General features: G+C 69.7%; 23 protein-coding genes and 4 tRNA genes. 18 read left to right on the forward strand and 9 right to left on the reverse strand.

Translation table 11 applies throughout. From position 1 onward, the window contains the following. Position 1: 1 nt before the first annotated feature. Positions 2–751 (forward strand): MBL fold metallo-hydrolase, encoded by a 750-nt coding sequence (locus LY41_RS23075; RefSeq protein WP_253866579.1) that lies wholly within the window; start codon positions 2–4, stop codon positions 749–751. A gap of 285 nt (positions 752–1,036) precedes the next feature. Here LY41_RS23075 and LY41_RS23080 read toward each other — a convergent pair. The 4 genes from LY41_RS23080 to LY41_RS23095 form a co-directional block, all read right to left on the reverse strand. Continuing rightward, a tRNA-Val gene (locus tag LY41_RS23080) sits at positions 1,037–1,111 on the reverse strand. A 1-nt stretch (position 1,112) separates the two neighbouring features. Continuing rightward, a tRNA-Cys gene (locus tag LY41_RS23085) sits at positions 1,113–1,184 on the reverse strand. Between the two features lie 51 nt (positions 1,185–1,235). After that, a tRNA-Gly gene (locus tag LY41_RS23090) sits at positions 1,236–1,308 on the reverse strand. A gap of 151 nt (positions 1,309–1,459) precedes the next feature. Continuing rightward, positions 1,460–1,885 carry an SsgA family sporulation/cell division regulator gene (locus LY41_RS23095; protein WP_253866581.1) on the reverse strand — a complete coding sequence of 142 codons (426 nt, stop codon included), beginning with the start codon at positions 1,883–1,885 and terminating at the stop codon, positions 1,460–1,462. A gap of 410 nt (positions 1,886–2,295) precedes the next feature. Here LY41_RS23095 and LY41_RS23100 point away from each other — a divergent pair. The 4 genes from LY41_RS23100 (at position 2,296) to LY41_RS23115 (ending at position 6,056) form a co-directional block, all read left to right on the forward strand. Next, positions 2,296–2,367, forward strand: a tRNA-Val gene (locus tag LY41_RS23100). A 362-nt stretch (positions 2,368–2,729) separates the two neighbouring features. Continuing rightward, positions 2,730–3,341 carry a malonic semialdehyde reductase gene (locus tag LY41_RS23105; protein ID WP_253866582.1) on the forward strand — a complete coding sequence of 204 codons (612 nt, stop codon included), beginning with the start codon at positions 2,730–2,732 and terminating at the stop codon, positions 3,339–3,341. Positions 3,342–3,442: 101 nt separating this feature from the next. Next, positions 3,443–5,482, forward strand: coding sequence for a threonine--tRNA ligase (gene thrS, locus LY41_RS23110; protein WP_253866584.1), 2,040 nt, complete (start codon positions 3,443–3,445; stop codon positions 5,480–5,482). Further along, positions 5,472–6,056 carry an HIT family protein gene (locus tag LY41_RS23115; protein ID WP_301297531.1) on the forward strand — a complete coding sequence of 195 codons (585 nt, stop codon included), beginning with the start codon at positions 5,472–5,474 and terminating at the stop codon, positions 6,054–6,056. The genes thrS and LY41_RS23115 overlap by 11 nt, the downstream gene beginning before the upstream one ends. A gap of 174 nt (positions 6,057–6,230) precedes the next feature. Here LY41_RS23115 and LY41_RS23120 read toward each other — a convergent pair whose 3' ends face one another. Beyond that, positions 6,231–6,776 carry a YceI family protein gene (locus LY41_RS23120; RefSeq protein ID WP_253866586.1) on the reverse strand — a complete coding sequence of 182 codons (546 nt, stop codon included), beginning with the start codon at positions 6,774–6,776 and terminating at the stop codon, positions 6,231–6,233. 209 nt (positions 6,777–6,985) lie between these two features. On the opposite strand from LY41_RS23120, the gene LY41_RS23125 reads away from it, so the two are divergent. The 6 genes from LY41_RS23125 to LY41_RS23150 all read left to right on the forward strand — a co-directional run bounded on the left by LY41_RS23125 (position 6,986) and on the right by LY41_RS23150 (position 11,540). Continuing rightward, entirely contained in the window at positions 6,986–7,525 is a 540-nt protein-coding gene (locus tag LY41_RS23125) for a MarR family winged helix-turn-helix transcriptional regulator (RefSeq protein ID WP_253866588.1), read from the forward strand. Positions 7,526–7,730: 205 nt separating this feature from the next. Beyond that, a complete protein-coding gene (gene pgsA / locus LY41_RS23130) occupies positions 7,731–8,339 on the forward strand; it encodes a phosphatidylinositol phosphate synthase (RefSeq protein ID WP_253866590.1) in 609 nt (202 codons plus the stop codon). Further along, a complete protein-coding gene (locus LY41_RS23135) occupies positions 8,336–9,259 on the forward strand; it encodes a phosphatidylinositol mannoside acyltransferase (protein WP_253866592.1) in 924 nt (307 codons plus the stop codon). Before pgsA ends, LY41_RS23135 begins: the two co-directional genes overlap by 4 nt. A 5-nt stretch (positions 9,260–9,264) precedes the next feature. Next, positions 9,265–10,407: a glycosyltransferase family 4 protein gene (locus LY41_RS23140; protein WP_253866594.1), complete on the forward strand. Its 1,143-nt coding sequence runs from the start codon at positions 9,265–9,267 to the stop codon at positions 10,405–10,407. Further along, positions 10,404–10,931 (forward strand): NUDIX hydrolase, encoded by a 528-nt coding sequence (locus LY41_RS23145; RefSeq protein ID WP_253866596.1) that lies wholly within the window; start codon positions 10,404–10,406, stop codon positions 10,929–10,931. Before LY41_RS23140 ends, LY41_RS23145 begins: the two co-directional genes overlap by 4 nt. Positions 10,932–10,958: 27 nt before the next feature. Beyond that, a complete protein-coding gene (locus LY41_RS23150; protein ID WP_253866598.1) occupies positions 10,959–11,540 on the forward strand; it encodes an XdhC family protein in 582 nt (193 codons plus the stop codon). Between the two features lie 6 nt (positions 11,541–11,546). Here LY41_RS23150 and LY41_RS23155 read toward each other — a convergent pair whose 3' ends face one another. Then, the gene (locus LY41_RS23155; RefSeq protein WP_253866600.1) at positions 11,547–13,670 is read right to left on the reverse strand and encodes an elongation factor G-like protein EF-G2; all 2,124 of its coding nucleotides are present in this window, start codon (positions 13,668–13,670) and stop codon (positions 11,547–11,549) included. Between the two features lie 186 nt (positions 13,671–13,856). On the opposite strand from LY41_RS23155, the gene pdxS reads away from it, so the two are divergent. Then, entirely contained in the window at positions 13,857–14,774 is a 918-nt protein-coding gene (gene pdxS, locus LY41_RS23160; protein ID WP_308292300.1) for a pyridoxal 5'-phosphate synthase lyase subunit PdxS, read from the forward strand. A 186-nt stretch (positions 14,775–14,960) separates the two neighbouring features. On the opposite strand, the gene LY41_RS23165 is transcribed toward pdxS, so the two are convergent. Further along, complete coding sequence (locus LY41_RS23165; protein ID WP_253866602.1) at positions 14,961–15,773, reverse strand: GIY-YIG nuclease family protein; 813 nt, start codon at positions 15,771–15,773, stop codon at positions 14,961–14,963. Between the two features lie 515 nt (positions 15,774–16,288). Beyond that, positions 16,289–16,789 (reverse strand): carboxymuconolactone decarboxylase family protein, encoded by a 501-nt coding sequence (locus tag LY41_RS23170; protein WP_253866604.1) that lies wholly within the window; start codon positions 16,787–16,789, stop codon positions 16,289–16,291. Positions 16,790–17,214: 425 nt separating this feature from the next. On the opposite strand from LY41_RS23170, the gene LY41_RS23175 reads away from it, so the two are divergent. After that, positions 17,215–17,436 carry a type II toxin-antitoxin system VapC family toxin gene (locus LY41_RS23175; protein ID WP_301297532.1) on the forward strand — a complete coding sequence of 74 codons (222 nt, stop codon included), beginning with the start codon at positions 17,215–17,217 and terminating at the stop codon, positions 17,434–17,436. 27 nt (positions 17,437–17,463) lie between these two features. Here the strand turns inward: LY41_RS23175 and LY41_RS23180 are convergent, their stop codons facing one another. Next, positions 17,464–18,033 (reverse strand): helix-turn-helix domain-containing protein, encoded by a 570-nt coding sequence (locus LY41_RS23180; protein WP_253866728.1) that lies wholly within the window; start codon positions 18,031–18,033, stop codon positions 17,464–17,466. 193 nt (positions 18,034–18,226) lie between these two features. On the opposite strand from LY41_RS23180, the gene LY41_RS23185 reads away from it, so the two are divergent. The 5 genes from LY41_RS23185 to LY41_RS23205 all read left to right on the forward strand — a co-directional run bounded on the left by LY41_RS23185 (position 18,227) and on the right by LY41_RS23205 (position 21,615). Continuing rightward, entirely contained in the window at positions 18,227–18,964 is a 738-nt protein-coding gene (locus tag LY41_RS23185; RefSeq protein WP_253866606.1) for an AzlC family ABC transporter permease, read from the forward strand. After that, a complete protein-coding gene (locus tag LY41_RS23190; protein ID WP_253866608.1) occupies positions 18,961–19,284 on the forward strand; it encodes an AzlD domain-containing protein in 324 nt (107 codons plus the stop codon). Before LY41_RS23185 ends, LY41_RS23190 begins: the two co-directional genes overlap by 4 nt. A 228-nt stretch (positions 19,285–19,512) precedes the next feature. Next, positions 19,513–20,148, forward strand: coding sequence for a pyridoxal 5'-phosphate synthase glutaminase subunit PdxT (gene pdxT, locus LY41_RS23195; protein ID WP_253866609.1), 636 nt, complete (start codon positions 19,513–19,515; stop codon positions 20,146–20,148). Next, positions 20,145–20,897 (forward strand): YebC/PmpR family DNA-binding transcriptional regulator, encoded by a 753-nt coding sequence (locus LY41_RS23200; RefSeq protein WP_253866611.1) that lies wholly within the window; start codon positions 20,145–20,147, stop codon positions 20,895–20,897. Before pdxT ends, LY41_RS23200 begins: the two co-directional genes overlap by 4 nt. 181 nt (positions 20,898–21,078) lie before the next feature. Next, complete coding sequence (locus LY41_RS23205; protein ID WP_253866613.1) at positions 21,079–21,615, forward strand: DUF4262 domain-containing protein; 537 nt, start codon at positions 21,079–21,081, stop codon at positions 21,613–21,615. Positions 21,616–21,690 lie beyond the last annotated feature (75 nt).

Here is a 21,690-nt window from a genome sequence, read left to right on the forward strand (position 1 = left end):
CATGCAGGAGGTCGCCGCCGACGTGTTCTGTGCCGAGGGCACGGCCGTCAATTGGGTGTTGCTGCGCGACGGAACGGAGCTGACGCTGATCGACGCGGGCTGGTCGGGCGACACCTCGGCGGTGGAGGACTCGGTCCGAGCCTTGGGGCGGCACCCCAGGGACGTCCAGGCGGTGCTGCTGACTCATGCCCATCCGGATCACATGGGGGCGATCAACCACTTTCACGAGCGCTACGCCACACCGGTGTTCATGAGCAGTGCCGAAGTCACCCACGCCCGTGGCGGGCACCTCGAACAAGCCCGACCCGCAGACATCGTCAAACGCTGCTACCGGCCGTCCGCGTTGCGCTGGACCGCACGGATCATGGCTGCCGGCGCCCTGAAACCGGTAAGGATCCCGCACGCCCAGCCCTACCCGCGCGCAGGTGCACTCGACCTGCCCGGCACCCCGGTGCCGGTCGCCTGTGCGGGACACACCTCCGGTCACAGCGCCTTCCACCTGCCCGACAAAGGTGTCGTGATCACCGGTGATGCGCTGATCACCGGCCACCCCCTGTCACCAGTCAGCGGTCCTCAGCTTCTGCCGCCGTTCTTCGCCCACGCTCCAGCCGATGCCGAGGCCGCCCTGCAGACCTTGGCAGGCGTCGACGCCGAGGTGCTCATTCCCGGGCACGGGGTGCCATGGCGCGGAACCCCGGCCGTCGCCGCCGAGCAGGCGCGCCGCCGGGCGAGCATCACCAACACACTCTGAGAGGAACCCGCAACCCGACACCGGCGGGTCACCGCGCTCGTCGACGAGCACGCACCATCCGGTGACCACAGCCGGGGCACGTTGGCGTCGACGGCCGGCGGCGACGTCGCGGCGGTATGGGCGTGAGTCCTTCGAAGTCAGCAGCCCAGAGTCGTTGGTTCTCGGGTGAACACATTTGGGCGACTACAGGCAGAGCAAGACCATCGCCTCCCAATGCGCCTCCCAGCAACAGGAAAACCCCTGGCGGGGATGATCCCTGCCAGGGGTTTGACCTGCTACTTCAGGTGGTGCGCGATACTGGGATCGAACCAGTGACCTCTACCGTGTCAAGGTAGCGCTCTCCCGCTGAGCTAATCGCGCGAGGCGGCGGCGGGAATCGAACCCGCGTACAGGGCTTTGCAGGCCCTTGCCTGAACCACTCGGCCACGCCGCCGCGGTTGTGAATCAGGCTCGCACCCGATTCAACTGCGGGTAGCCGCAGTCGAGCGGACGACGGGACTCGAACCCGCGACCCTCACCTTGGCAAGGTGATGCGCTACCAGCTGCGCTACGTCCGCATTTTCCCGGCTGGAAGTGACTCTCCGTGGAGGGTCGATTCCCCGGGGTTTCCCCCGTCGCCGTGGTGTGTGAAGAACTGTACTGGACGTCCACACGGCCGTTTGCACGGGGGTCACTTTGTGTCGTCGCCGGGCTCCGCAGGCGGCGTGATCAGCCCAGATCGTTGGGGATCAGCCGCGTGAGTGCCTCGTCGACGTCGACCCAGAGGTTCTCGTTGCCCGGCAGCACGACGTCGTAGGTCCGGTCGAGGAAGTCGGCGAGCTCTTCGGCCGACGCTTCGAACATCGCGTGCCCGGACGGGGACGTCAGTTCGATGAGTACCGACTCGGGGTCCTCGGTCGACGGGCGGATGTGGACGTCACCGTCGCCGGCGTCGGCGAGCAGCCCGTCGGCGATGAGGTCGCGCGCGAAGACCCACTCGACCCAGCCCGCGCGCCCGGTGCGGAAGGCGGCGACGACGGCGTACGGATCGGTCGTGTCGTAGCGCAGCTCCACCTTCACCGGAACGGGAGGCGTTTTCGGTGCCAGCAGGTCGAAGACCGCGTTGGACCGGAGCGTCACGTGATCGTTTCGCATGGTCGTACCCTTCTACTCCCTTCCCGGCCGGTTCGGCCGAGGCTTGACGGTGAGACGCAGCCGAAGCCCAACTCGCTCGCCGTAATCGCCGAGACCACTCGGACGAGTTAAGCCGTGTTGTGCCCGTCACTTCCGGTCGTACCCCGGCCGCGCTCCGGCGGCCGTACGGCGCGTGTGCGGCACACGCGCCGCCCATACTGGCGGGTTTACTGCGTCGGCGGTAGGACTCGACTCGGCCGTGTTGTCCACGACATACCGGGTCGTCGCCGGACAGGCGCCGGTTGCGGCCGTCCTGTCCAGGCGCTCCTACGGAGTGTTTCCGCGTGCATGCGCACCGTGTGGATTCAAGGACCACCCGTTTGTCGGCCCCCGAGCGGCGTCCGCTACAGTTGTCCGCACAACAACACAGGGCGCGATTAGCTCAGCGGGAGAGCGCTTCGTTCACACCGAAGAGGTCACTGGTTCGATCCCAGTATCGCGCACCCGATCGAAGGCGCATCCTGCTCGGCGGGGTGCGCCTTCGCTGTGTTTCCGGAGTGGACCCTGCTTCGTGAGTGGACCCTGCGTTTCCAGTGTCGGCGCTGTGTTTCGGTGTCGGCACTGTGTTTCGGGGGTCGGCGGAGGGGTGGCACGTCGGACGGCTGTTGCTCGCCCGTTCGTCGTTGCCCTTCGCTGATTGTTGCGCCGTCAACGGTGCGCCTGTCGAGTTCGGGTCGTCGACCGAACGTGACGTGCGGCATACGGCACATCGGGAAGTAGTCAAGGGCTCAACTATGTTGTGGTGAGTAGCGGCGACGCCGAACGACGTCGCACGATGACCCGACGACGATTGGGGACACCCATCATGACGACCAGTGCGACCACACCGGCGCTCGAGCTGTCTGCCGACGCGCAGGACCTGCTGTTCCGCGACGCCCGCACGGCCAACACGTTCAGCTCCGAGCCCGTCACCGACGAGCAGCTGCGCGCGATCTACGAGCTCGTCAAGTGGGCGCCGACGTCGATGAACAACCAGCCGCTGCGCGCACTCGTCGTCCGCAGTGACGACGCCAGGCAGCGCCTGGTCAAGCACCTGGCGGAAGGTAACCGTGCCAAGACCGGGACGGCTCCCGTCACCGTCGTGCTCGCCGCCGACGCGGACTTCCACGAGAACCTGCCGACGGTCTTCCCGCACGCGCCGGGCGTGAAGAACCTGTTCGCCGACCCCGAGGGCCGCGAGCCGGTGGCGAAGCTGAACGCCTCGCTGCAGGTCGGCTACTTCATCCTCGGTGTCCGCGCCGCCGGCCTGGCCGCGGGCCCGATGACCGGCTTCGACGGGGCGGGTGTCGACGCCGAGTTCTTCGCCGACAAGCCGTGGAAGTCACTCGTCGTGGTGAACATCGGCAAGCCCGGTGAGGACGCGTGGCAGGAGCGGCTGCCGCGCCTCGCCTACGACGAGGTCGTCGCCGAGGCCTGAGGCCCACCGCCGAGGCGGCGGGCGGCGAACCGGCGGCCGAAGGCCGGTGGCTAGCATTGACACACCAAGTACCTGTGTTAATGCGTTTCAAGGAGTTCACCGTGTCCCAGCCGTCGTTCGCCGCCTCCGAAGCCACCGAGCGCGTGGTGGTGCCGGCGGGCACTACGGCGGGTTCCGCGGTGCGCGAGGCGGGCCTGCCGAGCAAGGGCGCCGACGCTGTCGTCGTCGTCCGCGACGCCGACGGCGGGCTGCGCGATCTCGCCTGGGCGCCGGAGGCCGACGCCGAGGTCGAGCCCGTCGCCGCCGACACCGAGGACGGCCGCAGTGTCATCCGTCACTCGGCCGCCCACGTGCTCGCCCAGGCGGTCCAGCAGCAGTTCCCCGATGCCAAGCTCGGCATCGGCCCGCCGGTCAAGGACGGCTTCTACTACGACTTCGCCGTCGACACCCCGTTCACGCCCGAGGACCTGCAGGCGCTCGAGAAGCGCATGAAGCAGATCATCAAGGGATCGCAGCAGTTCTCCCGCCGCGTCGTCGAGTCGATCGACGATGCGAAGGCCGAACTCGCCGACGAACCGTTCAAACTCGAACTCGTCGACGTCAAGTCCGGCAAGGACACAGTGGACACCTCCGAGATCATGGAGGTCGGCGACGGCGAGCTGACGATCTACGACAACCTCGACCCGCGCAGCAAGGAGCGCGTGTGGGGCGATCTCTGCCGCGGGCCGCACGTGCCGACCACGAAGTTCATCCCGGCCTTCAAGCTCACCCGCAGCGCCGCGGTGTACTGGCGTGGTGACGACAACAATCCGCAGCTGCAGCGCATCTACGGCACCGCCTGGGAGTCGGCCGAGGCACAGGACGAGTACCTCGAGCGGATCGCCGAGGCCGAACGTCGGGACCACCGCAAACTCGGTGCCGAGCTCGACCTGTTCTCGTTCCCCGAGGAGATCGGCTCGGGCCTGCCGGTGTTTCACCCGAAGGGCGGGATCATCCGGCGCGAGCTGGAGAACTACTCGCGCCGCCGCCACGAGGACGCGGGCTACGAGTTCGTCAACAGCCCGCACATCACCAAGAGCGAGCTGTTCTTCACCTCGGGGCACCTGCCGTACTACGCCGACACGATGTTCCCGCCGATCCCGTTCGAGGGTGAGGACTACTACCTCAAGGCGATGAACTGCCCGATGCACCACCTGGTGTTCCGCTCGCGCGGCCGCTCCTACCGCGAGCTGCCGCTGCGGTTCTTCGAGTTCGGTACGGTGTATCGCTACGAGAAGTCGGGTGTGGTGCACGGCCTGACGCGCGTGCGCGGGCTGACGATGGACGACTCGCACATCTACTGCACCAAGGAACAGGTGCCCGGCGAGCTGCGGTCGCTGCTGACGTTCGTGCTCGACCTGCTCGCCGACTACGGCCTCTCCGACTTCTACCTCGAACTGTCCACGCGCGGCGACGGCGACAAGTTCATCGGCGAGGAGTGGCAGTGGGAGGAAGCCACCGAGACGCTGCGTCAGGCGGCGCTGGACTCCGGCCTGGAGCTGGTTCCCGACCCCGGTGGTGCCGCCTACTACGGCCCGAAGATCTCCGTGCAGGCCAAGGACGCCATCGGGCGTAGCTGGCAGATGTCCACGATCCAGATGGACTTCAACCACCCCCGGCGGTTCGAGCTCGAGTACACCGCTCCCGACGGCAGCAAGCAGATGCCGGTGGTGATCCACCGCGCGCTGTTCGGTTCGATCGAGCGGTTCTTCGGCGTGCTCACCGAGCACTACGCCGGTGCGTTCCCGGCGTGGCTGTCGCCGGTGCAGGTCATGGGCATCCCGATCGCCGACGAGCACGTCGAGCACTTGCGCGGCGTCGAGGAAGCCTTGCGTGCCGAGGGAATCCGGGTCGACATCGACACCAGCGACGACCGGATGCAGAAGAAGATCCGCAACCACACCACGCAGAAGGTGCCGTTCCTGCTGTTGGCCGGCGGCAAGGACGTGGAGGCGGGTGCGGTGTCGTTCCGGTTCCGCGACGGCACTCAGGTCAACGGGGTTCCGATCGACCGTGCGGTGCAGGCGATCAGCGACTGGGTGGCCCGGCGCGAGAACACCTCACCGACGGCCGAGGCGCTGGAGGCCCTTGTTGGCCGGTGACGGATCCGGCGGACACGACGCGGGTTGCGGTGCTGCCCGCGAACCCGCACTCGAAGGTCAGGACGGTGTCGGGGTCCGGGACGAGCTGCAACGGCTCTGGACCCCGCACCGGATGGCCTACATCCAAGGCGAGAACAAGCCGTCGGACGACCATGCCCACGGCTGCCCGTTCTGCCGGATCACCGGCGTCGACGACGAGGAGGCGCTGATCCTCGCTCGCGGCTCCGTGGTGTACGCCGTGCTGAACCTCTACCCGTACAACCCGGGGCACCTCATGGTCGTGCCGTACCGGCACGTCGCCGACTACACCGAACTCACCGCCGACGAGACCCGCGAGCTCGCGGAGTTCACCCAGCACGCCATGAGGGTCATCCGGACCGTCTCGGCCGCCCACGGGTTCAACATCGGCATGAACCAGGGCGTGATCGCGGGAGCCGGCATCGCCGCACATCTGCACCAGCACGTGGTGCCGCGGTGGGGTGGCGACTCCAACTTCATGCCGGTCGTCGGCCAGACGAAGGTGCTGCCGCAACTGCTCGGCCAGACCCGGCAGTTGCTCGCCGACGCCTGGTGATCGGACCGCACGCGACGACGTTCCGGGGCGGAGGGCTCGCGTGAGACCGCGGTCGCGCGTCGTCGGGCAGTGACGGGCGCAGGACACGCGCGGTGGACATGCGACGGGCTCGCCTGCTCGGTCGAGCAGGCGAGCCCGTCGCTCACCGGACCCGGCGTTGCCGGGGTTCGGGACTCAGTTGTCGAGGACGGCCTCGATGTCGAGCTCGATCTTCACCTTGTCGGCGACGACGGCGGTCGGCAACGAGGCAGCCACACCGAAGTCGCTGCGGCTGATCTCGGTCTTCGCTTCGATGCCGACGACCTTGCTGCCTTCGGCCATGCCGTCGCCGAACCCGCCGAGCTCGGCTTCGAGCGACACCGGCTTGGTCACGCCGTGCAGGGTCAGTTCGCCGTCGATGACGTAGCCCTCACCGGCGGCGCGGATTCCGGTGGAGCGGAACGACAGCGTCGGGAACTGTTCCACGTCCAGGAACTCGTCGCTCTTGACGTGCGTGTCGCGCTGGTCGTTCTTCGTGTTGATGCTGGCGGCCCGGATGGTCGCCTCGACCGAGGAGCCGGTGATGTCGTCACCGGTCACGATCGTGCCGTCGAAGTCCGTGAACTGGCCGCGGACCTTGGAGACTCCGAGGTGCCGGGTGATGAACGTGACCTCGGAGTGCACGGGGTCGATGGTCCAGGTGCCCGCGATGTAGCCGGGGATCTGCGTCGCTGCGCTCATGGGTGGTGTCCTCCACACGCGTGTTGCCTGTCGTTTGTCTGCGGTGCTCGATGCGGATACCCGTGTTGCGGGTGTGCATCCGGAGCAGATCGCTCGAGCCCCTCGGGTTCCCCGGTGTCGCGACCCGCGCCCGGGAACTCCTTGTTGAGCGCTCAACTATAACTGTACTGCATGGTGGTTGAGTGTTCAACCAGAGTAGGATGGCTCCTATGGACGAACCGCGATGGCTGAGCGACGACGAGCAGCGCGTGTGGCGCGCCTTCCGGGAGGCCGTCGGCATGCTCAACGCGCACACGGAGACCCAGCTTCAGCATGAAGCCGGGATGCCGCAGGCATACTACGAAGTGCTGGTCCAGCTCTCGGAATCACCGGACCGTGTGATGCGGATGAGTGATCTCGCCATCGCCACGCGGTCCTCGCGCAGCAGGCTCTCACATGCCGTCACGAAGATGGAGGAGAAGGGCTGGGTGCGGCGCGAGGCCTGCCCGACCGACAAGCGGGGCGCGTTCGCCCACCTGACGCCGACGGGATTCGAGGCCATCGCGGCCGCTGCGCCGGGGCACGTCGAGGCCGTCCGTGCCGCGGTGTTCGACCAGTTGACCGCCGAGCAGGTCCGGATGCTCGGCGAGATCAGCGAGACGATCCGGGACGGGCTCGCACCGCGGTGCACCGAGGTCGAACGTCGCCTCGCCGTCGAGGACGCGGACGCGACGGCCGGTGACGGTGACGACACCGGCAGGGCCGCATAGGTCCGGACCAGCGTCCTCGACGGCGCTGCCGCAGTCCCACCGGGTATCCGTTCCCGCGGCCGGAGCGCGAAGTCGATAGGGTTGCCGGCGGTACGCCGGGCCGTCGGCGGTCACTCGATGATGTGACGTCCGGCAGACGGCCACCGTCCCCGACCGCCAGACCGACCGACGTCCCCGGACCGACCTGCACGCCTCGTAGGACCAGATGCTCAATATCTTCGCGCGCGCCTCGGTATCACGCGTCACCGATCCGATCGGTGCGGCGCTGGTGCGCGCCGGGCTCACGCCCAATGCCATGACGCTCATCGGCACCGCCGGTGCGCTCGGCTGCGCGCTGGTGTTCCTCCCGTCCGGAATGCTGCTGTGGGGTACGTTCACGGTCTGCGGGTTCGTCATGCTGGACCTGCTCGACGGCGCAATGGCGCGGGCCCGCGGCAGCACGCCGTTCGGTGCCGTGCTCGATGCCACGTGCGACCGGCTGGTCGACGGTGCGCTGTTCGCGGCCATCGCGTGGTGGGCGATGGCCGCCGGGCACGAGCGCATCGCCGTGGCTGCACTGATCTCGCTGGTGCTCGCGCAGGTGATCTCGTACGTCAAGGCACGCGCCGAGGCGTCCGGGTTCACCTCGGCCGACGGTGGACTCATCGAGCGCGCCGAGCGGTTGATCATCGCGCTCGCCGGCACCGGCCTGCAGGGATTCGGGGTGCCGTTCGCCGTCGAACTGTCGCAATGGCTGCTCGTGGCGTTGTCGGCGATCACGCTGGTCCAGCGGCTCGTCAGGGTGGCCCGTTCGGCCGCGGCGGGATGCTCGTGACGGGCCTCGCAGGACGCCTCGCCGACGCGGGCTTCGCCACGGGCTGGCGACTGGTTCCGAAACTGCCGAAGGCGGTGGCGGGCCTGGCGTTCTGGGGCGCCGCCGACCTCGCCGCGCGTCGCGGCGGCGACAGTGCCCGACAGCTGCGCGCGAATCTGCGCCGCGTCGTCCCGCAGGCGGGAGAGACCGAGCTGGACGAGCTGACGCGCCGCGCGATGCACTCGTACGCGCGTTACTGGCACGAAGCGTTCCGGCTCCCGTCGGCCGACCCTGCGACGGTGCTGGGCGAGGTCGACATCAGCGGCACCGAGTACCTCGAGGCCGCCCTGGCCGCGGGAAACGGCGCCGTCGTCGCCCTGCCGCACACCGGCAACTGGGACGTCGCCGGGCTGTGGGCGGTGCAGCAGATCGGCGAGCTCACGACGGTCGCGGAACGCCTCGAACCGGAGTCGTTGTACCGCCGGTTCGTCGAGTACCGCGAATCGCTGGGCTTCGAGGTCATTCCGGCCGACGGCAGCGTGTCGTTCCGGCTGTTGTTGCAGCGGCTGCGCGAGAACCGGGTCGTCTGCCTCGTCGGCGACCGGGACCTGACGAACACGGGAACCCCGGTGACCTTCTTCGGCGAACCGGCGCGGTTTCCGGCAGGCCCGGCCCGGCTGGCCGCCAGCACCGGTGCGGCACTGCTGCCCGTCGGTTCCTGGTACACCGACGACGGCTGGGGCCTGCGTATCCACCCCCGCATCCGGGTGGCCAACCGGGGAGAGGCGCCTGCCGCGACCCAGGCGCTCGCCGACGTGTTCGCGGGCGACATCGCCGCACACCCCACCGACTGGCACATGCTGCAGCCGTTCTGGCCCGCGGACCGTGACGCGGCCGCCGACGGGACCGCAGGCGAGGAATCCGCAGCGGACGAGGGGTGACCGGCATGCGGATCGGGATCGTCTGCCCCTATTCGTTCGACGTGCCCGGCGGTGTGCAGGGGCACGTCGTCGACCTCGCGAAGGCGCTCCGCAGCCGCGGGCACGAGGTGTCCGTGCTGGCACCCGCGGACGAGGACGCGGACCTGCCGGAGTTCGTCCATCCGGCAGGCCGTTCGCTGGCCATCCCGTACAACGGCTCGATCGCGCGGCTGCAGTTCGGGCCCGTGTCCTACGCCCGGGTGCGGCGGTGGCTACGGGACAACCGGTTCGATGTGCTGCACCTGCACGAGCCCGCCGCGCCGAGCCTGTCGTTGCTGGCGTTGAAGGTCGCCGACGGGCCGATCGTGGCGACGTTCCACACCTCGACGCCGCGTTCGCGCACCCTGTCGGCGTTCCAGCCGGTGCTGCGGCCGCTGCTGGAGAAGATCACCGCGCGCATCGCCGTGTCGGCACTCGCGCGGCGGGTGCAGGTCGAGCACCTGGGCGGTGACGCCGTGGAGATCCCGAACGGCGTCGATGTGCCGTGGTTCGCCGAGGCGAGTCCGCTGGAGGGCTACCCCCGCGCGGGCGGCACCGTCGGATTCGTCGGCCGCTACACCGAACCGCGCAAGGGAATGGGCGTGCTGCTGGAGGCGCTGCGCGACGTCGTCGCCGAGCTGCCCGACGTGCGACTGCTCGTGGCGGGCCGGGGCGAGGCCGACACGCTGCGCCGGCAGGCCGGTCCGGAGCTGACGGAGCACCTGGAGTTGCTCGGGCAGGTCGACGAGGAAACCAAGGCACGGGCACTGCGCAGTGTCGACGTCTACTGCGCGCCCAACACGGGCGGGGAGAGCTTCGGCATGATCCTCACCGAGGCGATGGCCGCGGGTACTCCGGTACTGGCCAGTGACCTCGACTCGTTCCGGCGGGTCCTCGACGACGGCCGCGCCGGGGTGCTGATGCCGACCGGAGACTCGGAGGCGCTGGGCAGCGCGTTGCGGGAGCTGCTGACCGACACCGGCAGGCGGGCACGGCTGGCCGCCGCGGGGACCGAGCGGGTCGCGCTGTACGACTGGCGCACGGTCGTCACCCAGGTGCAGCGTGTCTACGAGACCGCCATCGCCGCCGACCCGCGCAAGGTCGGTCCGGATCGGGATGCGGGCGCATGACCCTGTTCGTGGTGGCGGCGCTCGCCGTGCTCGTGGTCGCAGTCGGGCTCTATCTGCTGGCGACGGCGAACCGCCTCGACCGCCTGCATGTGCGCATGGACGCGGGCTGGGTGGCACTCGACGCGGCGCTGGCCCGCCGCGCGGTCGTCGCGAGGACCGTGGCGGTCTCGGCTCCGGCCGGTGCACTCGGGCGGCTCGCTGCCGAGGAACTCGTCGCCGGGGCGCGTACCGCCGAGCGTGCGCCGTGGGCCGAGCGAGAGCACGCCGAGAACGAGCTCACCCGCCTGCTCGGCGAACTCGACCGGTCCGTGCTGCCGGCTCCGCTCGCCGAGGAACTCGCCGATGCCGAGCACCGCATGGTGATCGCGCGCCGGGTCCACAACGACGCGGTGCGTGACACGCTCGCACTGCGCAGGCGGCGCAAGGTGCGCTACTTCAAGCTGGCCGGCACCGCGCCGCAGCCCGAATACTTCGACATCGCCGAACCCGAACCGGTGGCCGCGCCGCCGCCGCAGGACTCCTGATCCCGCGGCGGCTGTCACACTGACGGCATGGCAACGACACCGGGAACTCCGGACACCTCCGAGAAGCCGGATCCCGACGCGGGAGCGGGGACCGGAACCGACTCGACCACCGAGGCGGCTGCGTGCGACGTCGCCCACGGTGAGCGCGACGCGGGCCGCGACACCCGCACCCTGATCGCGGTGTTCGCCACTCCGGTCGCCGACTACCTGCTGCGCTACGCCGCGGACGCCGGTTTCCGAGCACTGCTCGTGGAACCGGACGCCAAGCGGGTCGCCGACGCGCCCACGGCGATACCGGACCTGTCGGATGTTCCGGACACGGCCGACATCGTCGTCACCGATCATCACCGCGAGGAGCTCGGCGCGATGCTGCGGGATGCGCTCGCGCAGCAGGCCCGGTGGGTCGGGATCATGGGCAATCCCCGTCATGAGGGCCCGCACATCGCCGCGTTGCGGCAACTCGGCGTCGGCGACGACGACATCGCCCGGGTGCACCGTCCGATCGGGCTGAACATCGGTTCCCGGACCCCGCCGGAGATCGCGATCGCGACCCTGGCCGGCTTGCTCGCCGACCGCAACGACCGTCCCGGCGGCTTCTCCTTCTCGTGACCCTCGTCAGTGCGCCGCCACCGCGTGGTCGGGCGCCGGGTCGTAGCGCGCGTGGTGGCGGGTGAAACTCGCGGTGCCGGACGTGATGGAGCGCAGGTCGACGGCGTAGCGGAGCAGACCCGTGGCCGGCACTTCGGCGCGGACCACCGTCGTGCCGACCGCAGGCGCCTCGGTGCCCAGGACGCGGCCCCGGCGGGACGAGAGATCGCCCAGGACTGCGCCGAGGTAGGTGTCCGGTAGCCGGACCTCGACCTCGTCGAGCGGTTCGAGGGCCGTCAATCCTGCGGTGGCGGCGTCCTTCACCGCGAGCGCGCCCGCGGTCTGGAATGCGGCGTCGGAGGAGTCGACGCTGTGGGCCTTGCCGTCGACGAGCGTGACGCGCACATCGACGATCGGGGGCCCGTCGGCGATGCCGGTCGCGAGCTGCGCCCGCGCCCCCTTCTCGACGCTGGGAATGAACTGGTGCGGTACGACGCCGCCGACGACGCGATCGGCGAATTCGACGCCTGTGCCGCGGGGGAGCGGCTCGACCTCGATGTCGCACACCGCGTACTGGCCGTGCCCGCCGGACTGTTTGACGTGCTTGCCGTGGCCGGTCGCCGCGCGGGTGAACGTGGCTCGCAGCGGGATCCGCACCGGTTCGGTGGTCACGTCGGCGCCGCCGTCGCAGAGCCGTGCCAGCACCACGTCGGCGTGCGCTTCGCCGGTGCACCAGACGACGAGCTGGCCCGTCTCGGCGTTGCGTTCGAGGCGGAGGGTCGGATCGGCGGCGACGAGCCTGCCGAGGTTGCGTGCCAGTGCATCCTCGTCGCTGCGGTTCGCGGCGACGACGGCCATCGGTAGCTGCGGTTCGGGCATCTCCCACGGCGCGATGAGCAGTGGATCGTCCGGCGTGGACAGTGTGTCGCCCGTTTCGGCCGAGGAGATCTTGGTCAGCGCGCAGAGATCACCCGCGACCGCGTACGGGAGCTGCCGGAGCGTGGCACCGTACGGGCTGTAGAGGTGGGTGACCCGTTCGTCCTCGTCGTGGTCGGCGTGCCCGCGGTCGGCCATGCCGTGCCCGGAGACATGCACGGTGCGGTCGGGCTGGAGCTTGCCGGAGAACACCCGCGCGAGCGAGACCCGGCCGACGAACGAGTCCACGGTGGTGCGGATGATCTCGGCGGCCAGCGGGCCCTCCGGGTCGGGCGCCAGGCGGGGGTGCGGGATGCCCTCGGGTGAGGCGGCGAGCGGGACGGCACGTTCCAGCGGCGACGGGCAGGCGGCCGCGATGCCGTCGAGCACTTCGGCGAGTCCGAGCCCCGTGTCGGCGCACACCGGGATCACGGGGTGGAACGCGGCGCGCGACACGGCGGTTTCGAGGTCGGCGATGAGCGTGTCCTCCGCGATGTCGTCACCGGCCAGGTAGCGGTCCATGAGCGATTCGTCCTCGCTCTCGGCGATGATCCCTTCGATGAGTTCGCCTCGTGCCGTGGCGAGATGGTCGAGGTCCGCGGGGTCGGGGTCACCGATGACCGGCGGGTGTCCCGCTGCGTAGTCGTAGCGCCGTCCGGTGATGAGGCCGATGAGCGCCGTGCCGTCCCTGGCCGGCAGATAGAGCGGCAGTACGCCCTCGCCGAACGCGTCCGCGCAGGCGGCGATCTCGCCGTCGACGTCGGCCCGGGCGTGGTCGAGCCGGGAGACCAGGACGGCGCGTGGCATCCCGACCCGGGCGCACTCCTGCCACAGCGCGACCGTCGCGGCGTCCACGCCGTGACCGGCGGAGACGACGAACAGCGCGGCGTCGGCGGCCCGCAACCCGGCGCGCAGCTCGCCGACGAAGTCGACGTATCCGGGGGTGTCGATCAGGTTGATCTTGACGTCGCCGTGTGCGGCGGTGCGGTGGAGCAGGGGCGCGACCGCCAGGCCGACGGACCGCTGCTGGCGGAGTGCCACCGGGTCGTGATCGAACACGGTCCCGGCGTCGCCGGATGCCGCGCGACCGCCCGACCCCGCTACGGCGAACAGTGCCTCGGCCAGCGTCGTCTTGCCTGCGCCGGACGGACCGACCAGCGCGACGTTGCGCAGCCGCGCCGGGTCGTCCACCGCCCCGGCGCCCGCGTCGCCCCCTTTGCTCTGCTTGTCGGTCATCGCGGTCTCCTCGCAGCTCGCCGGCACCTGTGCGTTCGATCACACACCCGACGGACGTCATCGGCAAGGCGAGGGTGCGGGCCGGAGCGAGTGGCCTTCCGAGAACAGCGGGAAATGGCCACTCGCGGAAGGCCACATGCGGCCTATTCTGAGGACGTACCACCCGATCAGACGAAAGGTCCTCCCGTGTCGACGTCGAAGTCCGCTGCCCAGCCGTCCGGTCCCGAGATCGGCACCGCCCGCGTCAAGCGCGGTATGGCGGAGATGCTGAAAGGCGGCGTGATCATGGATGTCGTCACGCCGGAGCAGGCGAAGATCGCCGAGGACGCCGGTGCCGTCGCCGTGATGGCACTCGAGCGCGTGCCCGCCGATATCCGTGCCCAGGGCGGTGTTGCGCGGATGAGCGATCCGGACCTGATCGACGGCATCGTCGACGCGGTGTCGATCCCCGTGATGGCGAAGGCGCGGATCGGGCACCTCGTCGAGGCGCAGGTGCTGCAGTCGCTCGGCGTCGACTACGTCGACGAGTCCGAAGTGCTCACCCCCGCCGACTACGCCAACCACATCGACAAGTGGGCGTTCACGGTGCCGTTCGTGTGCGGTGCGACGAACCTCGGCGAGGCGCTGCGGCGGATCACCGAGGGGGCGGCGATGATCCGGTCCAAGGGCGAGGCGGGCACGGGCGACGTGTCGAACGCGACCACGCACATGCGGCAGATCCGTGCCGAGCTGCGGAAGCTGGCGGCGCTGCCGGAGGACGAGCTGTACGTCGCGGCGAAGGAATGGCAGGCGCCGTACGAGCTGGTGCGGGAGGTCGCGGCGACCAGGAAGCTTCCGGTCGTGCTGTTCACCGCGGGCGGCGTCGCGACGCCCGCCGACGCGGCGATGATGATGCAGCTCGGCGCCGAGGGCGTGTTCGTCGGCTCGGGCATCTTCAAGTCGGGGAATCCGGCCGAGCGTGCCGAGGCGATCGTCAAGGCGACGACCTTCCACGACGACCCCGACATGCTGGCGAAGGTCTCCCGCGGACTGGGCGATGCGATGGTCGGCATCAACGTCGACGACGTCCCCGAACCGCACCGCCTCGCCGAACGCGGCTGGTGAGGTGTCCTGGTGGGGGCGCATTGTCGCTCTCGCCGGGAACTTCGCGTTCGCGTCTGCCGGCGACGAGAGTGGTTCGAGCTGACGGTCCAGGGTGAGGGGACGTCGGCAGTTAGGTGCAGACGGAGCGATGGCCGGATCGCGTTGCGAGCATGTAGCTGAGCGCGGTCACCTCGACGGGTGGCACTGTCAGTTGCGGTTCAATCCGTGCCTGCGTGTGTCGAGGGCGAGCTTGAAGTGGCTCTCGGTTGCGTCGATCTCGCGGGTGGGAGTCGCGGGATCGAACACGCGCAGCAGGGAGAAGCGGAAGCTGGTTGGCCTGACGTTGCGCAGCTCGACGTTGCCGCCGTGGCCGTTGGTCACGTAGGCGTTCCAGCGTTGGCGGATGCTCTCCGCGCCCTCGGCCTTGCCAACGTATTGGCGGCCGTCACGGGTGTCCGTGATTAGGTAGACGCCGGTAACCGATGCCAGCGCGGTGCGCCAGGAGGCGTAGCGGTGGTCACGCATCACGGCCTGGAGCTGGACGTAGTCGAGCACGAGCTGGTCGAAGCCTGGGAATGGGATCGGCTCCGCGTCGGCGATCTCCATGACTGGGTAGTCGGCGGCTGTCGTGGCGTTGATGCGCCAAGCGCGCGGCGATCTCCAGCCGATCACCAGCCGGTTTCGCAGGTCCGCCAGTTGCTCGGATCGAGTCAGGTCAAAGGTGCGGAGCGTCCCGTCGTTCGATGTCTCGCCGCGGTTCTCCAGCACCGACCAGAGCCTGGCCCTGTCACCGCCTTCCCGGATGAAGATGAGCCACAGGCGGGGAGGGGCGGCCGGGAAAACGCGTGGCTTCGCGGACTGCTGGCTGGTGTAGCGCAGGATCTCATCATCGGTGGAGTCCGCGTGGAGGCCGGGCAAGCCGCTGTCCTCGTGCTCGCGCACGTAGGCATGGCGGATTACATGGGCGTCGGCAGGATCGATACCTGCACTGTGCAGAATCGGACCGAATGTGAGTCCCATTTTCGCGTCGTCTCTCCTTCAGGTCTCTCGCGAGAACAAGTCCCGTGATTTCCTCTCGGGTGGCGACATGCGCCGGAGCGTGGGCCCCCCGCACCTCGGCGCGCTGCTGTGACAGGTCGGTGTTCGTCGTACGACCACTGAGGAACTCGGGCAACGCGAATGGGTCGAGTGCGAGTTGTCTGCCCGTCAGCGCAGTTCTTCGCGGTCTTCACGGATGACCGCGACGAGGGTTTCGCGAGGAATGCCGCCGTGCTCGCGGCGGCGCGGTCCAAGAGCTCCGATACGGACGGCCCGGATCGCGCGAACTCGGCGTGCTGGCGATCGAAATACGTCTGCAGGTCGAAGGTGTCGGTCCTGGGCGCTGACGGACCTTCTGGTGTGTGGTCGCGCCATGCGTTGTCGGTCATGTCGCAAGGTTAGCGTCGACCACCGACGATTCTCGCGATTCGCGCGCGGCCTGCGCGTGGTCGGGCGGCCAGGTGCTTTCCGGCGCACCACCGACGGTACTTCGGAGGCTAGAAGTTCCGGGGATGCGAGTTCTGAGGTGCGTACTCGTTGCCGAAATTCCGGGTCCCCGAACCGCACCGCCTCGCCGAACGCGGCTGGTGACGGCAACGCCCGGCGGCAGAAGGCCGAGTGTTCGGCTCATCCGTCGCCGGGCTGCGTCGTGCGTGCCGCGCGGCGCGGGCTACTCTTCGTCGGCGACGGCCTTCATCGCCTTCCAGCCGTGAGTGACGCCGCCGCCGGCGCGCAGGGCGGCGGCGACCATGACCGCTTCGGCGACCGCGGCTTTGGGTGCTCCGGCCTTGACCGCGCTTGGCGTGGTCCTCGATGCAGTACGCGCACTGGGTGGTCACCGCGACCCCGACCGCGATCATCTCCCGGATGGCCAGGTCGAGGTTTCCCGGGTTCTTGTCGAACACGGCTTTGTCGAACCCGAAGAAGGCCGAGACCACGTCCGGCGCGGCCTCCTTGATGTCGGCCAGGAACGCGGCTTCCTCGTGGTGAGAGTGCATCTGCGGTTTCTTTCGTGTGCCCTGTTCGTCCGGAATCCCGGCTCCTCACGCTCAACCCGACGCATAGGGGGTATCCCTACGCGTTGGGTCGCTCGATCGGGAAACGCGGGAGGTTCTGCGCAGGCTGTTGCCGAGGTGCTGGCCGAGTTCGACGGGGTTCGCGCCGGTGGCGTGCCGCGTGAGGATCACGGCCAGTGCTCTGAAACGACGATCCGCCGATTCGGAGCAATCACCGTCTCGGAACGAGTGGCGAGGAACTGGCCGGGGTGACCGTGACGTCGATCGTCGAAGCGGCCGTCACGCCGGAGTAGTGGGGGCACCGAATGACCGATACGACCGAACGGATTCCGGAGGCGATCGCGCAGGAGCTTCTTTCCGGAGGGTGCTGATTTCCGGAGGGCGCTGAACGAGGCTCTCCAGCGAGGATGCCGACGAGGTTGTCGCCGATCTGGCGGCATTCCCCGTGGCGCTCGCCGCATCGCGGGCTGATACCGCGTGTGTGGGAACTCCGGCACTCGATCACGCCGTACGACGCCGCGTATGTTGCGCTTGCTGAGCAGCTCGATATTCCGTTGCTCACCACCGATGCCAGGCTCGCCGGATCCAACGGGCACAGCGCCGAGATCGAGTTGTATCCCGTGTCCTGACCTGGTGGCAGGTGCCGCGTCGCGCGCTCAGGTGTGTTCGGAGACGAGGACCGCGGTCGTGCCGTGCTCGAGCGCCTCGAACACGTGCGGCAGGTCGCCGGGGTAGGCGATGTAGTCGCCGGGTGCGAGTTCGGTCGGATCGTCGCTCGGCCCCACCATGACGCGTCCGGCGCTCAGTACGACGTGCTCGACGACGCCGGGCATGTGCGGATCCGATTCGCGGGCCGAGCCCGGCTCCGCCGTGATCAGGTACAGGTCGCGGCGCGCGTTCGGCGGGCAGGTCGAGAGCACGGTCGCCAGGTAGTCGGCGCGGTCGGCCGCGAACCGCGGCCCCTCACCCGCCCGCACGAGCTGCACCTGCGGCCGCGCGGGCTGGACGAGCAGTGCGAACGGCACGTCGAGCGCCACGCTCAGTGCCCACAGCGTTTCGACACTCGGGTTGCCGGCAGCGGATTCGAGCTGCGACAGCGTCGACTTCGCGACGCCGGCGCGGCGCGCGAGCTCGGTCAGCGACATGCCGGCCCGCTGTCGTTCCCGCCGGAGCGCGGAGGCGATGTGCGCCAACGGCCCCGTGGTCTCGGCAGCCGTTCCGGCCACCCCTGTGCCCTCGGAAGCGGCGGCGCCCGACGCTGTAGTACCCGACGCCGGGACATCCGACGCCGGGGTGGCCTGTGACGCTGTGTCGGCGCGGCGGTTGTGCTGCACGGGGCCGGTCTCCGTCATGTGTTCGCTCCATCGGTCCGAATGTTCGTATTGACGAACGATGGGTGGTTGTTCACTGTGTCAGGTAATGCGTTCGATATGGCGAACACTAACAAGCCGGCTCGAATCCGGCCTGCTGCGCGACATCGCGCTCGTCTGCGCCGCCGACGGCCTCGTCGGCGCCTCGTTCGGTGCGATCGCGGTCGGCTCGGGCTTTCCACTGTGGTTGCCGATGCTCATGTCCCTGGTCGTGTTCGCGGGCGCGGCGCAGTTCATGTTCGTCGGCCTGATCGCCGCGGGCGGCAACCCGATCGCCGCGGTCCTCGCCGGACTGCTGGTCAACGCCCGGCACCTGCCGTTCGGATTCGCCGTCGGCGACGTCTTCGGCCGTGGGCTCGTGCGGCGCGCGGCCGGCGCCCATCTGATGATCGACGAGACGGTCGCCTTCGCGCTGGCGCAGCGGGATGCCGATCGGCGCCGGGCCGCCTTCTGGGCGTGCGGCATCGCTCTGTTCGTCTGCTGGAACGTCGGGGTCGTGGCGGGTGCCTTCGGTGGCACGGTCATCTCCGACACGGATGCCTTCGGGCTCGACGCCGCCTTCCCCGCGGTGCTGCTGGCACTGGTGCTGCCGTCGCTGAAGGACCGGTCCACGCGGCTCGCCGCCGCCGTGGGGGTGGTCGTCGCACTGGTCACGTCGCCGTGGCTGCCCGCGGGCGTGCCCGTGCTGCTGGCGCTCGCCGGTGTGCTCGTGGCCCTCGGCGCCGCGCCGGACGGCCCACGTGATCCGGCGTCCACGTCGCGGTCCCGGTCGGAGGAGGCCACATGACCAGCCCGCTCGTGCTCGTCGTCGCCACGGTCGTGCTGGGAGCCGGCACGTTCGCGTTCCGCGCCGCGGGCCCCGCGCTGCGCAGCCGGGTCACGCTGTCCGATCGCGCCGAACACCTCATGGCCACGGCCGCGGTCGTACTGCTGGCGGCTCTCGTCGCGACGTCCGCGCTGCTGGAGGACGGCGGTTTCGCGGGCGTGGCGCGGCCCGCCGGGGTCGCCGTCGGCGGCGTCCTCGCGTGGCGGAAGGCGCCGTTCGTGGTCGTCGTCCTCGCCGCCGCGGCCACCGCCGCCGGGCTTCGCCTGCTGGGTGTGCCGTGAAGCCGTGCGCGGGAGCGCGGCCCGCCCGCAGCGATGGTCCTGCCTGCTTGACGACCGGGGTGGGTATCCTGGACGAACCGGCCCGCAGCGCGTGAGCTGCCGTGTCTCGACCGGCACGTGTGCGGCCTGCGGCTGCCGGCCCACGGTGTTTCCGGCCGGTGGCGTTTCCGGCCCACAGTGCCCGGCCCGGAGGGTTTCGGGCCCGGAGTGTTCGGAGGATGGACCCACGTGACCACCCGCCCGACGATCGGTGTGCTCGCCCTGCAGGGCGATGTACGTGAACACGCCGCCGCGCTCGAGCGCGCCAGTGCCACGGCGGTGCCGGTGCGCAGGCCGGAGGAACTGGCGCGCGTCGACGGGCTCGTCCTGCCGGGCGGCGAGTCGACCACGATGTCGCGGCTGCTGGTCACCTTCGGGTTGCTCGAGCCGATCCGCGAGCGACTGGCCGCGGGGATGCCCGCGTACGGTTCGTGTGCCGGCATGATCCTGCTGGCCCGTACCGTCCTCGACGGCAGGCCCGACCAGGAGCAGCTCGGCGCACTCGACGTCGTCGTGCGGCGCAACGCGTTCGGCAGGCAGGTCGATTCGTTCGAGGCCGACCTCGCGGTCGCCGGCACCGGGGGCGAACCGGTGCATGCCGTGTTCATTCGCGCGCCGTGGGTCGAGAAGGCGGGCGAGGACGTGGAGGTGCTGGCCAGAGTGCCGCACACCGCCGAGGAGCCGGACGCGGCGGATAGGATCGTCGCGGTCCGTCAGGGCAGGGTGCTGGCGACGGCGTTCCATCCCGAACTCACCGGGGACGACCGGTTGCACCGGCTGTTCGTGGGCCTCGCGGAAGAAGATGTAGATCTGGAGGAGAGATGAGCGGCCACTCCAAGTGGGCCACCACCAAGCACAAGAAGGCCGCCCTCGACGCCAAGCGTGGCAAGCTGTTCGCGAAGCTGATCAAGAACATCGAGGTCGCTGCGCGTACGGGCGGGGGCGACCCGGACGCGAACCCGACGCTGTTCGACGCCATCCAGAAGGCGAAGAAGAACTCGGTCCCCGCCGACAACGTCGAGCGCGCACGCAAGCGCGGCGCCGGTGAGGAGGCCGGCGGCGCGGACTGGCAGGAGATCACCTACGAGGGTTACGGCTCCAGCGGTGTCGCCGTGCTCATCGAGTGCCTCACCGACAACAAGAACCGCGCCGCGGGCGAGGTGCGCACCGCGCTCAGCCGCAACGGCGGATCCCTGGCCGACCCCGGCTCGGTGGCCTACCTGTTCACCCGCAAGGGCATCGTGCTCATGAACAAGGGCGACAGGTCCGAGGACGACGTGCTCATGGCGGTGCTGGACGCGGGTGCCGAGGAGGTCAACGACCTCGGTGAGAGCTTCGAGATCGTGTCCGAGCCGGGCGACCTCGTGGCGGTGCGCACGGCGGTGCAGGACGCAGGCTACGACTACGAGTCGGCCGAGCTGAGCTTCCAGCCGTCGGTGAACGTGCCGCTCGACGTCGAGGGCGCCAAGAAGGTGTTCAAGCTGATCGACGCGCTCGAGGACTGCGACGACGTGCAGAACGTCTACACCAACTTCGACGTCTCCGACGAGGTGATGGCCGAGGCGACCGCCTGACCGGCACTCCGTTCGCGGAGTGCGCGTGGCCGGTGGCGGTCGCCGGTCGTGACAGCGCCCGGTGGTGCAGGTGATGCCTGTGCCACCGGGCGCTGTCGTTGTGCGGGGATGCGTGGCCGTCTTCGTCGGCGCGCGATCGTGCGGCGCGGGTGCTGGGATCCGGTCGGGATCATGCGGCAGAATGCACGCCGTGAGTGTCGAGACGCCGGATTCCGCGAACGCCGCAGACCCCGACGACGAACTGCGGGAGTGGATCGTCGCCGAGGCCGAGCGGCGGGGTAACGCGGTGATCAGTGTGGCGGCCGACGAGCACGGCGCGGGCTACGCGTTCACCGTGTGCGCATGGGCGATGCACGGCGTACCCGAGGCGGTCGTGGTCGGTCTGCCGCCGGAACTGGCGCCGGTGCTGCTCGATGCCTACGTCGACCGGGCGGCCACGGGCGAGGAGTTCCGCTGCGGCGAGCTGTACCACGACTTCTTCGACGGCCTGCCGGTCACGTTCGAACGGGTCGACCCCGGGCACTATCCGGAGTTCTTCGGCAGCGCGTTCGTGGTCTACCCCGAGGGTGATTTCCCTGCGGTCCAGCTCGTCGTGCCGACTCCGGACGGGCACTGGCCGTGGGCGGACGCGGCACCCGAGGGGTTCGCGTCGTGGCAGCCCGTCCTGACCGCGAGTGGAAAGCCGGAGAGCTGGACTCCCGGCCTCGACGGTCCCTGAACGCCCGCGGCGCGCGGATCCGGCGCGCCTGCCGCTCCGGTCGCGCCGTGCCCGGTAATCTGACGGCATCGAACG

This window comes from Prauserella halophila, from assembly GCF_024171895.1.
In the GTDB taxonomy this organism is placed as follows: domain Bacteria; phylum Actinomycetota; class Actinomycetes; order Mycobacteriales; family Pseudonocardiaceae; genus Prauserella; species Prauserella halophila.

Excerpts from the sequence above, each read along its gene's own strand:
- LY41_RS23185 (WP_253866606.1), top strand. The coding sequence starts at position 18,227 with ATGCGTTCGATATGGCGAACACTAACAAGCCGGCTCGAATCCGGCCTG.
- LY41_RS23155 (WP_253866600.1), bottom strand. The coding sequence starts at position 13,670 with ATGACCGACAAGCAGAGCAAAGGGGGCGACGCGGGCGCCGGGGCGGTG.
- LY41_RS23140 (WP_253866594.1), top strand. The coding sequence starts at position 9,265 with ATGCGGATCGGGATCGTCTGCCCCTATTCGTTCGACGTGCCCGGCGGT.
- LY41_RS23165 (WP_253866602.1), bottom strand. The coding sequence starts at position 15,773 with ATGGGACTCACATTCGGTCCGATTCTGCACAGTGCAGGTATCGATCCT.
- LY41_RS23205 (WP_253866613.1), top strand. The coding sequence starts at position 21,079 with ATGCACGCCGTGAGTGTCGAGACGCCGGATTCCGCGAACGCCGCAGAC.
- LY41_RS23105 (WP_253866582.1), top strand. The coding sequence starts at position 2,730 with ATGACGACCAGTGCGACCACACCGGCGCTCGAGCTGTCTGCCGACGCG.
- LY41_RS23190 (WP_253866608.1), top strand. The coding sequence starts at position 18,961 with ATGACCAGCCCGCTCGTGCTCGTCGTCGCCACGGTCGTGCTGGGAGCC.
- LY41_RS23175 (WP_301297532.1), top strand. The coding sequence starts at position 17,215 with ATGCCGACGAGGTTGTCGCCGATCTGGCGGCATTCCCCGTGGCGCTCG.
- LY41_RS23200 (WP_253866611.1), top strand. The coding sequence starts at position 20,145 with ATGAGCGGCCACTCCAAGTGGGCCACCACCAAGCACAAGAAGGCCGCC.
- LY41_RS23170 (WP_253866604.1), bottom strand. The coding sequence starts at position 16,789 with ATGCACTCTCACCACGAGGAAGCCGCGTTCCTGGCCGACATCAAGGAG.
- LY41_RS23150 (WP_253866598.1), top strand. The coding sequence starts at position 10,959 with ATGGCAACGACACCGGGAACTCCGGACACCTCCGAGAAGCCGGATCCC.
- LY41_RS23120 (WP_253866586.1), bottom strand. The coding sequence starts at position 6,776 with ATGAGCGCAGCGACGCAGATCCCCGGCTACATCGCGGGCACCTGGACC.
- pgsA (WP_253866590.1), top strand. The coding sequence starts at position 7,731 with ATGCTCAATATCTTCGCGCGCGCCTCGGTATCACGCGTCACCGATCCG.
- LY41_RS23145 (WP_253866596.1), top strand. The coding sequence starts at position 10,404 with ATGACCCTGTTCGTGGTGGCGGCGCTCGCCGTGCTCGTGGTCGCAGTC.
- LY41_RS23095 (WP_253866581.1), bottom strand. The coding sequence starts at position 1,885 with ATGCGAAACGATCACGTGACGCTCCGGTCCAACGCGGTCTTCGACCTG.
- LY41_RS23075 (WP_253866579.1), top strand. The coding sequence starts at position 2 with ATGCAGGAGGTCGCCGCCGACGTGTTCTGTGCCGAGGGCACGGCCGTC.
- LY41_RS23125 (WP_253866588.1), top strand. The coding sequence starts at position 6,986 with ATGGACGAACCGCGATGGCTGAGCGACGACGAGCAGCGCGTGTGGCGC.